The 11,883-nt window shown below is 40.6% G+C and carries 9 protein-coding genes and 1 pseudogene; all 10 read left to right on the forward strand.

The annotated features are described in order from the left end of the window. Window positions 1-280 (forward strand): annotated as a pseudogene (locus tag ACRCJ0_RS05925) (acetyl-CoA C-acyltransferase); the annotation flags it as partial. An 85-nt stretch (window positions 281-365) separates the two neighbouring features. Then, window positions 366-1,151 carry an enoyl-CoA hydratase/isomerase family protein gene (locus tag ACRCJ0_RS05930; RefSeq protein ID WP_431387447.1) on the forward strand — a complete coding sequence of 262 codons (786 nt, stop codon included), beginning with the start codon at window positions 366-368 and terminating at the stop codon, window positions 1,149-1,151. A gap of 50 nt (window positions 1,152-1,201) precedes the next feature. Then, window positions 1,202-2,146, forward strand: coding sequence for a LysR family transcriptional regulator (locus ACRCJ0_RS05935; protein WP_431387446.1), 945 nt, complete (start codon window positions 1,202-1,204; stop codon window positions 2,144-2,146). Between the two features lie 100 nt (window positions 2,147-2,246). Further along, window positions 2,247-3,224, forward strand: a complete 978-nt coding sequence (locus tag ACRCJ0_RS05940) for an NAD(P)H-dependent flavin oxidoreductase (RefSeq protein ID WP_431387445.1) — start codon at window positions 2,247-2,249, stop codon at window positions 3,222-3,224. Between the two features lie 12 nt (window positions 3,225-3,236). Then, window positions 3,237-4,439, forward strand: a complete 1,203-nt coding sequence (locus ACRCJ0_RS05945) for an acyl-CoA dehydrogenase family protein (protein ID WP_431387444.1) — start codon at window positions 3,237-3,239, stop codon at window positions 4,437-4,439. 87 nt (window positions 4,440-4,526) lie between these two features. Continuing rightward, the gene (locus ACRCJ0_RS05950) at window positions 4,527-6,092 is read left to right on the forward strand and encodes a CoA-transferase (RefSeq protein WP_419971587.1); all 1,566 of its coding nucleotides are present in this window, start codon (window positions 4,527-4,529) and stop codon (window positions 6,090-6,092) included. Window positions 6,093-6,216: 124 nt separating this feature from the next. Continuing rightward, window positions 6,217-6,447 (forward strand): hypothetical protein, encoded by a 231-nt coding sequence (locus ACRCJ0_RS05955; RefSeq protein ID WP_431389833.1) that lies wholly within the window; start codon window positions 6,217-6,219, stop codon window positions 6,445-6,447. A gap of 182 nt (window positions 6,448-6,629) precedes the next feature. Further along, window positions 6,630-9,020 (forward strand): 5'-nucleotidase C-terminal domain-containing protein, encoded by a 2,391-nt coding sequence (locus tag ACRCJ0_RS05960; protein ID WP_419971585.1) that lies wholly within the window; start codon window positions 6,630-6,632, stop codon window positions 9,018-9,020. Between the two features lie 701 nt (window positions 9,021-9,721). Next, a complete protein-coding gene (locus tag ACRCJ0_RS05965) occupies window positions 9,722-10,900 on the forward strand; it encodes an ABC transporter substrate-binding protein (RefSeq protein ID WP_417894285.1) in 1,179 nt (392 codons plus the stop codon). Between the two features lie 386 nt (window positions 10,901-11,286). Then, a partial coding sequence (locus ACRCJ0_RS05970) for an ABC transporter substrate-binding protein (RefSeq protein WP_431389835.1) occupies window positions 11,287-11,883 on the forward strand: 597 nt, incomplete at its 3' end.

Here is an 11,883-nt window from a genome sequence, read left to right on the forward strand (position 1 = left end):
TACTGGTTTAACTTTAGATGATTTAGATTTAATTGAGTTAAACGAGGCCTTTGCCTCCCAAGCTTTAGCGTCAATTCGTGAATTAGGTATTGATCAATCCATCACTAATGTGAATGGTGGAGCGATTGCCCTAGGCCATCCTCTAGGGGCAACAGGTGCGATTTTAACATCAAGGTTGCTAGCTGAAATGGGCAAGCGTGAAGATAGTAAGTATGGCATGGTGTCTATGTGTATAGGTGCTGGTATGGGTGCTGCGGGTATATTTGAGTATATTCGCTAAACAAGATGCTGGCAGTGATTAGCTAAATTATCCGAAATTTATAGGATTAGCTAGTCACTTGCCCATTTTGCAAAGGAGTAAATCAATGTTTGAAACAATTTTATTTACCATCGAAAACCACATTGCAAGGATTACCTTTAATCGTGAAGCCTCCGGTAATGCCTTTTCTGAAACAACTTATCAGGAAGTGATTGATGCTGTAGCATCGGTTGAAGAAAATCCGGATGTAAAGGCGATTGTAATTACAGGGGCTGGAAAATACTTCTGTGCTGGTGGTGACATCCGTCAATTCAAAGACTTAGTGGCATCAGGCGAAGGGATTCCTGAATCAGGGGTGATTAAAACAGGTGAAATGGTTGCAGCTGTTCGCGGGTCATCTAAACCCGTCATTGCAGCCGTAAATGGTGTGGCAGCTGGTGCTGGATTAGGTTTAGCTTTGGCTTGTGATTTTATATTGATGGGGGAAGGGGCACAATTAGTGACGGCCTTCACTCAGATGGCTTTTCCAGGTGATACTAGCTTGCTCTTTAGTTTGAGTCAATCAATTGGCGTCTACCGGACCAATCGTCATGTCATGCTAAATGAACCCATTACCTCTGCTCTAGCTGAAAACTATGGACTTACTTACCAAGTAGTAGCGGATGAAGCATTACTAGTAGCCGCGTTAGACTTAGCTAGTCGTTTTGTTACCGGCCCTTCAGTAGCTATAGCTTATCAAAAGGCGATTATGTATGATCTACAATATCCAAAAGCATTAGACAATAACCAATTAGAAGCGAAATATATGCGTAAGGCTTCCTTAACTGCGGACCACCGCGAGGCAGTTACTGCTTTCTTAGAGAAGAGAAAGCCTCAGTTTCAAGGGAAATAGCCTGGTATGTTAAACTATTGGCAAGAAGAAACGTAAAGGAGCCAATAAATATGGACATCAACCAAATGCAGTATTTCGTGGAGATTGTAAAATCAAATGGGAATTTAACAGTTGCCGCAGAAAATCTATTTGTTTCACAGTCAGCTTTAAGCCAATTTATTAAAAATTTTGAAAAACAACAGGGCGTGTCGCTTTTCAACCGAAAGAACGGTAGAATTGTAAGCGTTTCCGAATCTGGGATGCGGGTGTATGGTTCAGCCTTAAAGGTCTTGAATCAATATAATAGTCTAGAACAAGTGATTGAAAAAGAATCGCTCGTCCATAAAGGGCGTATCAAGATTGGGATTCATCCAACTTACTTAAGATTTTTCTTCAATAAATTTATTCCTCAATTTCTGATTGAAAATCCAGATGCCCATATTGAGATTGTAGAAGCGGGTACCAATGATTTATATCAGATGCTACAAGATAATATGATTCATATGGCTGTTCTAGTGCCACCTGAAACACTTGATGAAGATAAATATGAATCCCATCAATTGGTACGAACAGAAATTGTGGCTTTTATGGGACCAGATCATCCCTTAGTGACGAAACGCTTGCTTAGATGGTCACACTTAGATGACTATCATTATGTTACTTATAACAAGGAAGATGTCGTACATGATTTGGTGATGGAGAAATTGCGTACCCATGATTCTAAGGCGATTCAATTATTTACTTCAGGCTCTTGGGACTACATGATTGAAACTGTCCTTTATAACCAGTTGGTCGCGCTATTACCAACAGTATATTTTAGTTTATTTATTACCAAATTAAATCAGATGGGGATTGTTGAGAAAAGATTTGAAGACCCTATTCCCTATACGCCAACCTTAGTACGTGAGAAAAAAGCAGGGTATTCAAAAGTTGAAAATTTTGTATACCAATCTATTTTAGAGAATTTTTATTTAGAAAATCAAAGCCTTAAATACGACTTTCTAGATGAGGAATAATGAATGGTTATCAAATATTGATGGGGATAATGAACTTTCATCATAAGCGCAAGCCTATTTGATAACCTCTAATCGTTAATATGAGAAGGAGCGATCCAATATGCAAACGCGTGTCACTGAAATGCTCAATATACAGTATCCAATTATCCAAGGGGGGATGCAGTATATGTCGCTGGCTGAACTTGCTTCAGCTGTGTCAAATGCTGGTGGACTTGGTATAATACCGTCCATGGCTTTCCCGGATGTAGATAGCTTAAGAGCTGAAGTCAAAAAAATGAAAACTTTAACGGATAAACCATTTGGCTTCAACATTTCATTAGTACCTGAAGTAGCCATGCCAGAAGTGATTATGGATTATATTCAAGTCTTGGTTGAAGAGGGGGTACCAGTAGTTGAAACTTCTGGTCAACGGCCGAGAAACTTTATCCAACCATTGAAAGATGCTGGTATTAAAGTGATTCATAAAGTTACTTCTATCCGCCATGGGTTAGCGGCACAGGAAGATGGTGCGGATATCATTGCCTTTGTTGGTGCTGAAGGTGGTGGCCATCCGGGAGTAGACCTTGTTTCTGGTCCAGTACTTTGGGCTAAAGCGGTAGAGAAAATGTCTGTACCTGTATTGGCTGCTGGTGGGATTGTGGACAGTAAAAGCCTATATGCCGCTATGTCTTTAGGCGTAGATGGTGTCTTAATGTCCACTAGATTTCTAGCAACACCAGAAGTGAATGCTTCTGATACTTATCGGCAAGCCTTATTACAGATACCAGAAAATGGGACTGTTTTAACAATGACCTCTTTAAGAAATGGTATGCGTGTGGCGAATAATGAAATGGCTCAAGAAATCCTTCAAGCAGAAAAAGAGGGCGCGACCCTAGAAACACTAATGCCTTTGATTTCAGGGCGTAGGTCTTATGAAGCGATGCAAAATGGGGATGTCCAACATGCGCAACTCAGCATGGGTCAAGGCGTGGGGCGGATTAACGAGATTATGACAGTTGATGAAATATTTGAGGAACTGATTAATGGTTTCCAAGAACGACATGCCTATATGACTAATCTTTCGGCTTTATTTAAGTAGGAGGGTGGGCATATGGATAAACAGCAGATACTTTCAGAATTATATCCTGAGGACGTATACGGATTCAGCCAAAAATTAACTGAAATAGAAGTTGAATTGTTGCGTAAATTGCGTCAAGTATTAGAAAATCAAATAGCGCCTACTTTAAAACAGCACTGGAAACAAGAGACTTTTCCTTTTGAGGCTTTTAAAGCGGTCGGCGACCTTGGTTTGATGAATCATCCTGATTTATTCAAAGAAGGGCAGCGCCCATATAAAGTGAGCGAATATTTTAATCTTTTCCGTTATTATGAATTGGCTAGGACGGATATGTCCTTAGCGACCTTTATGACAGTACATGCGGGGCTAGGCTTTACTACCTTACTACTAGGCGGAAGTCAGGAACAAATTGATTATTTTGCACCAAAATTTACTAGTTTTGAATGGCAGACTTGTTTTGCCCTAACTGAACCCGACCATGGATCTGATATTGCAGGTGGTATGGCGACAACAGCAGTAAGAGATGGCGATAATTGGCTATTAAATGGTGAGAAACGTTGGATTGGCGGCGCAGGATCAGCTGATTTCATACCAGTATTTGCCCGTAACCCAGAAAATAATGATATCCTTTGCTTCATGGTACCGGCCGCAACCGAGGGGCTTACTGTAGAGAAGATTGATGGGAAAATAGCCCTAAGACTGGTACAAAATGGTCATATTCATTTAAAGAATGTACAGGTGGCTGAGGCCTTTAGACTACCTAAAATTCAATCCTTCAGAGATGTTTCGCGTATCCTTTACGCAACGCGTGCAGATGTTTCCCATATTACGGCAGGTGGGCATGCGGGTGCCCTAAGAGCGGCTTTGAAATATACGGGACAACGAGAACAGTTCGGTAAAAAAGTTAGCCAATTCCAAATTACCCAGGAAAAATTAGCGAGGATGCAAGCGAATGCTGCAACTGGCTTATCCTTATCTTATCGCTTAGCTGAACTTCAAACTGAGGGAAAATATGCTGAAGTGCCAGCTTCAATTGCTAAAATGCAAAATGCGCGTTTACTAAGGGAAACTGTCGCATTGGGTAGAGAAATTTGCGGAGGAAATGGTATTACTGTTGAGACGGAAGTTGCAAGATATTTTGGCGATGCAGAAGCTATTTACTCCTATGAAGGCACGCATGAAGTGAATAGTTTGATTATAGGGCGACATTTAACAGGAACTAGCGCCTTTGTATAGTTTGTTTAAAAGTCTTGTGGCGGACCGGGTGCGAAAACTTAGTCCGCTATTTTTATTGAAGCATTAAAAATAATTTAGAGGTGGACTATGAAAAGTAAGGTACGTTCAGTAACAGAAATTGTCACCCTAGTGAAAGATGAGGCACGCATTGCTTTTACAACTAGTGGTATTGGCGGTTTGGCGGAGGAATTTTTTGGCGCCTTACGTCATCAATATGAGCAAACTAGTCATCCAAAAGACATAACGGTGATATCAGTTGCAGGACTCAGTCGCGGTGAGGGAACGGGCATTGACTTATTGCTAGCACCTGGATTACTCAAACGCTATATCGGGTCACATATCCACGGAGCCCCATTAACTGGGCAAGCTGCTTTGGATAATCAAATTGAACTATTTATTATACCACAAGGCACGATTGGTTTACTTTATCGAAATGCCGCGGAAAAAGGACCAGGAGTGTGGACAAAAGTTGGACTTGATACCTATGTAGACCCTCGTCAATCTGGCGGAAAAATGTCTGATAAAGCTCGTCAGCAAGAAGACTTAATGGTAGTTGAACATCTGCAAGGCGAAGAGTGGTTATTTTACAAGAGTATTGGCATTGATGTAGCCGTTATTAAGGCGACTTATGCTGATGAGAAGGGGAACTTGGCTTTCACGCATGAACCTATGAATCTACAAGCCTTAACAATGGCTATTGCAGCTAAGAATTCTGGGGGAATTGTCATTGCTCAAGTTGAACAAGTAGTTAAAAAAGATAGTTTACAGGCAAAATCCGTACTTGTACCAGGAATTTTAGTAGATTACGTGTATAAAGGCACACCTGAGTATCATCAACAAACTTTTGCTACAAGCTATAGTCCGTTACTTTCAAATGAAATTCGTAGCCATAATTTGCCAATAAAACCAGCACCGTTGTCCCCTAAATTGGTGATTGCACGTAGGGCAGCTTTGGAATTGAAGCGGCATTCGATTATTAATATAGGCGTTGGACTTCCTTGTATGGTATCTAATTTATTTTATGAAGCCAATTTACTGGATCAATATCATTTCACCACAGATTTAGGAGCTGTTGGTGGGGTACCTGCTCCCGGTTTTGACTATGGACCAAATTATAATGCAGAGGCAGTCATTAACTCTGGTGACATGTTCGACCTATACCATGGTGGCGGTCTAGAGACAACAGTACTTGGATTTGGTGAAATAAACCAAAATGGCAATGTGAATACGACTTTATTGGGTAATCGTATTATGGGGCCTGGTGGTATGATGGACATTGCGGAAGGGGCAAAGCAAATTATTTTTGTAGGTCCTTTTATGGTGAAAGATAAAAGTCATATTGAAAATAACCAACTAGTAATTGATGATCAAAGAGGTAAAAGTAAGTTTACGGATTCCCTATCTTATGTTACTTTCAATGGGTTAAAAGCAGTTAAGGCGGGTAAGAAAATAACCATTGTGACTGATAGAGCGGTGTTTGAGTTGAATAATGAATCGAAATTGGTTTTAACTGAACTAGCACCGGGTCTGGACCTACACAAAGATGTTCTCAATCAGATGGGATTTAGCCCAGTTGTAGCGGATGATTTGAAAGTGATGGAAAGCCATTTATTTGAAGAAACATGGTCTTTGAAGAATGGTCAAACACAATAATGAATTTTTAATGAGAAAACAAAGTCAAAAGCCCAAGCTAGCAATATTTGACAGGGCTATGTAAAGCATATAAAATGGGAGGGACTGATGGCTGAATTAAGATATTTAGGAGATAGTAATGTTGATGAATAGGGTAGCAATTGTCGTTGAACCTGTGACAAAAGATCAATCAGGCGAAATTCGCGTCTTAGTTGATCAAATGGTTTACAAGGCAAAGAGTGCAATTCCTGAAGGCGAATTCGTTCAAAACGAATTGGTTAAGATTTGCCGCATTGAAGACGACATCGCATACTGCCAACGTGGTATGCTAGATAATCAATATGATCAAGATATCAAAGTTTCTTTTGGTAGCTAAAATAGTAATATTTTTTGCAATACATATAAAGTTAAGCAGATCTCCTTTTTCGGAAATCTGCTTTTTTTATCGAAAAAATAGCGTTTACATAAAATTTACACCATTCAAATACGAACATTAACATGTGGTCGGTATGATATACTTAGTGGGTCACTTATTGGGTTTTATATGAGGAGGAGAAAATGTCAAAACGTTATTTTATTTCTACTAGTCGTATTGTGCTATCAATCGCAGCAGCAGGTATCGTTGGTTTAGCAGCTACACCTCAAGCTGAAGCAGCAGAAGTATCGGCCGTCGCAGAAACACCCGTCGCAAATGCCACAAGTACTGAAGATACAAGTTCTGAAGTGGTTGCTGAAGAAGTACCAGCAACTGAAGAGACAGTAGCAAGTGAAACAGCAGAATCTTCAGCAGTAACTGAAACAACAGAAGAAGTAGCTACTGAACCTGTCGTTGAAGAATCAACACTTATAGATCCAGTTGTTGAAGACGTGATTACTGAAGACTTAACAGTGTCAGAAGTAGCAGTTGAAACACCTGTAACGACTGCAGCAAGTGACGCAGATACTGATAGCGACGGTCGTGTGGATGAAATTACCATTGCCCATACAAATGACATTCACGGTCGTGCTGAACAAGCTAACGGTGTAATTGGTATCGCAAATGCAGCCCAATACTTTGAAGAAGTTGGCGCAGATGTGATTGTAGATGCTGGGGATGCCTTCCAAGGGTTACCTTTATCTAACCATGATGAAGGTGCAGCGATGGCTGAAGCGATGAGCGAAGCTGGCTATGACGCAATGGCAGTGGGTAACCACGAATTTGACTTTGGTCAAGATGTTGCAACTGGTTATCAAGATGAAACTGGTTTCCCTGTATTATCCGTAAATACTGTATATGCAGATAGCCAAGAGTTAGTATTTGAACCTTCTACAAACGTTGCGACACAAGGGTATAACTTAGGTGTCGTTGGGGTAACAACACCAGAAACAGCGACTAAAACACATCCAAATAACGTTCAAAACATTGAATTCTTATCTCCAATTGATACAACAGTTAATGAAATTAACCGTTTAATCGAAGACCAAACAACAATTGAAGACGCCTTTATCGTCTTATCTCACTTAGGTGTAGATGCAACAACGAATGAAGAATGGCGCGCAACTGCTTTAGCAGCGGCTTTAGATGACGTTGCAGCATTCGATGCTTACCAAATTATCATTTTAGATGGTCACTCTCATACAGCTTTTGCCAATGAACATTATGGGAATGTTTTACTACAACAAACTGGTACTGCTTTAAACAACATTGGTTTAGTAACATTGAACTTTGTTGATCCTTCATTAACAGAAGGCCAATTAGTGGATGCACAAACAGCCTTAGAAACAATTGGATATGAATTTGACGAAGAGGGCAACCAAGTAACTGCTGGCCGTACAAATGAAACAGTTCAAGCGATTGTTGATGAAGCTTCTACGGCATTTGAGGAAGAAACAGGTCGTGTGATCGTTGATGAAAATCCAATCTGGTTTAACGGTGTTCGTGAGTACGTGCGTTCACACGAAACAAACTCAGGTACATACGTTACTGACGCAATGGTTGAATATGGCCGTAACGGTGGGTTCAATAACCCAACTGATTTCGCTATGATCAATGGTGGTGGTATTCGTGACCAAATCGTTCAAGATGAACCAATCACTGAAGGCGACGTAATTGCTGTCTTACCATTTGGTAACATCATCTCTCAAATTCAAGTAACTGGTGAAACAATTTACGACATGTTTGAATTGGCTTACTCAGCAACGACTGTGACTGAATCTTATTCATCTTCTGATGGTCAATACACTGTAGAAGCAATCGATGAAGACTCAAACTTGCCAAGCTTAGCGGCTTTAGGTGGTTTCTTACAAGTATCGTCTGATATCAAAATCTACTTCGACCCAACATTAGAAGCAGGTCAACGTGTATTAGGTGTTTATATCTTAAACCGTGAAACAGGTGAATTTGAATTAGTGGCTGATGACGCAAGTGGTAGCTACTTCATGGCAACCAACGACTTCTTAGCACAAGGCGGGGACGGTTATACGATGCTATCTGGTGAACGTGAAGAAGGACCTTCGTTAGACCGTGTGGTGATGGAGGCAATGGAAACTGGCGTTGTAAACTTAGCAGACTACGCTGACGAATTACCACAAAACCAAATCATCCCAATCTTAACTGCTGACTACGAAGCTTTACTATCTGAAGCTGGTGAAACACCAGGTGAAGAAGTACCGGGTGAAGAAGCTCCGGGCGAAGGCGTACCAGATAAAGAAACGCCGGCAGGAGAAGTGACTGCAGGTGAAACGGATGGACAATCAGGTTCAACTGAAGCTGGTTCTACAGATAAAACGACAGATAAAGCTGATGCCAAAACACCAGGTAAATCATCTAAAGTTGAGGAAAAAGAAGCAGCTGTTGCGGCTGCGGCTACATTGCCAGAAGCTGGATTCACAGCAGGTGGCTTTGGATTTGCCTTCTCAGCAATCGTTGCTGGATTAGGTTTAGCCTTACCAGGACGCAAACGTAAATAATCGATACGAATATATTAATACCAATATAAGAAGCAAGAAGAGGGCTGTCTCCTTTAAGCGAGATAGCCCTCTTTAACTTGTAAAGTAAGGCAAACATAAGATGTTCATCAGTCGTGGAAGAGTTGCAACTGGGACAAAAGTTGAAAGGAAGACATCATTTGCCGAGAGGGTAACGTCTCCTTTGTAGAGCAGGGATTAGGATGTTGGTGATGGACTGGGTGTTGAAATAGTGAAGATCAATGTCGAAGGAATGAGTTGGTTGGCAATGAAATTTCGAAAAAAATAATGATAAAATGATTAAAATAAAGCTTTATTATTAGAATTTAATTTGTTATATTATAGATAACTCAGAAAAACGAAAAGGAGCGAGGTACCATGACTAACATGAACGAAAAATCATCAGAAGCTATTTGGGCCTCAAACCCGCTTAGTATTTCTCACGCATCTTTATTACTTTTATTAGCTTAGTTAGGGTTCTACAACATGATGTAGGGTCCTTTTTTCCATGAAATATGGGCCTAGCTAATTAGCCGGTGGCTCGTATCTCACGAAGCGCCGGCTTTTTTATTGGGATAAGTTAGCTAAGAAGAGTGATGAGAATGAAGGGGAAGGTTTTGAGTTAAGGGATGTCCTTTTTCAATAAAAGGGATTGGTAATTATATTAAAGATAAAATATGTAGTGGAATATAGGAGGATTTATGATGAATATTAAAGGGATTAAGCGTTTCTCAGTCATGTTGCTGTCAACAATGGTGATTGCGGGTTGTGGGAATTTGACGCAGACTTCTAGTTCGAATTCAAATACGAGTGAGGACACGATTAAAATTGGTGGGAACTTTGAGTTAACGGGTTCTGCTGCTGGTTACGGGAATGATATTAATAATGGCGCGAAGCTAGCGGTTGAAGAGATCAATGAAGCTGGTGGGATCGACGGCAAGCAAATTGAATATATTGAAGCGGATAACAAGTCGGATGCAAATGAATCGGCGTCAGCAGCGGCGCGTTTGATTGATGAAGAGGGCGTATCAGCAATTGTTGGACCGTCATTGACCGCTAACTTCCAAGCGCAAATTAATGCAGCTACACAAGCGCAAGTGCCATTTATTGGGCCAGCGGTAACAAGTGATGGGGCGACCTTGGATTCAAATGGCGAAGCTTATGAATATGGGTTCTCGGTAGCCTTCCTAAACTCCTTCCAAGGGGGCGCGATTGCACGTTTTTCAAATGACCAAGGATATGAAACGGCAGCGGTTATGCAAGATAACTCTTCAGATTACGGACAAATTCTATCAGACGAATTTACTGCAGCCTTTGAAGGGGAAGTTGTAGCAACTGAATCTTATGTATCAGGCGATACAGACTTCTCATCTATCTTAACGAATATTAAATCTAAAAATCCTGATGTTATTTTCATTGCTGGTTACTATACTGAAGCGGGAACAATCATCAAACAAGCCCGTGAAATGGGTATTGAAGCAGCGATTGTTGGACCGGATGGTTTGGCCTCAGAAGAGTTAAGCTCACTTGCGGGTGAAGAAAACATGAATGACATCTATTATGTGTCTCATTTCGCCTCAGATGAGGATGCTTCTCAAGCCTCTCAAGAATTCTCAGCAGCTTTTGAAGAAGCTTACGGTAAAGCACCGGATGAGTTTGCTGCCCTAGGTTATGACGCGGTTTATCTATACGCAAATGCGATAGAAGAAGTGGGTTCTGAAGACAACCAAGCCATTGCTGAAGCGATTGCTAACACCACTGACTTCCAAGGGGTAACTGGTGCGATCACAATGAAAGAAGACCATACACCAAATAAAACAGCCTACATCCAAGAGATTCAAAATAATGAAGTGGTTGGATCAACTGCAGTAGCGCCAGAATAGGATTTAGTACTTTTATACTTTAAAAAAGATTCTCTGCATTTTCTAGCAAATTTCTAATAAAAGGCTTGTAACCCTTTTAAAACTTTGCTATATTAATAGCAACTCATTAAGAACAAATTAGAAAAGGAGTGAAACAAGATGAAAACAGCTGTAAAACAATCATACAATGTCAATAATCTTGTTTTGCCAACCTTTGCTAACATTATTATTATTAACTAAGGGGATTCTACAAATGTGTAGGGTCCTATTTCTCATTAAAGAGGGCCTTGGTTAGAACGACGGTCCTGAAGAGGCTGTCGTTTTTTTTATGGCAAATAATGATGTAGCGCTTGGGTTTGAACATGAGGCAAAATTAAAATCAATTACGTTCTGGGGAGGACATATAGATGAAATTTAAAAAATTAGCTTTAACTTTACTATCTACCGTCACTTTAGCTGCTTGTGGGGCTGCGACTTCTACTAGCAATTCAGGCGCTTCAAACACTGCAGACAACGAGACTTTCAATGTTGGTGGTAACTTTGGTTTATCAGGTGCCTTTTCTGCTTACGGTACTGCGATCAATGATGGTGCAGCCTTAGCCTTCAAAGAAATCAACGAAGATGGTGGTGTCTTAGGTAAAGATGTGAACTATATCTCTGTAGACAACAAGTCAGATGCAACTGAGTCAACTACGCAAACTGCGCGTTTAATTGATGAAGAAAACATCTCCGTTTTAGTAGGTTCTGATACAACAGGTTCAACAGAAGCGCAAATCCAAACAGCGACTGATGCAAGTGTGCCAATTGTTGCACCAGCAGCGACAGGTGACTCATTAACATTAGATAGCTCTGGCAATGTTTTGGAATACGTATACCGTGTGCCGTTCCAAGATGCTTTCCAAGGTTCTGTATTAGCGGAATTTGCTAATCAAGAAGGTTATGAAACTGCAGCAATCATCCAAGATAACTCTTCTGACTACGGTCAAAACTTAGCAGCTGAGTTC

Source organism: Aerococcus sp. L_32 (genome assembly GCF_050689315.1).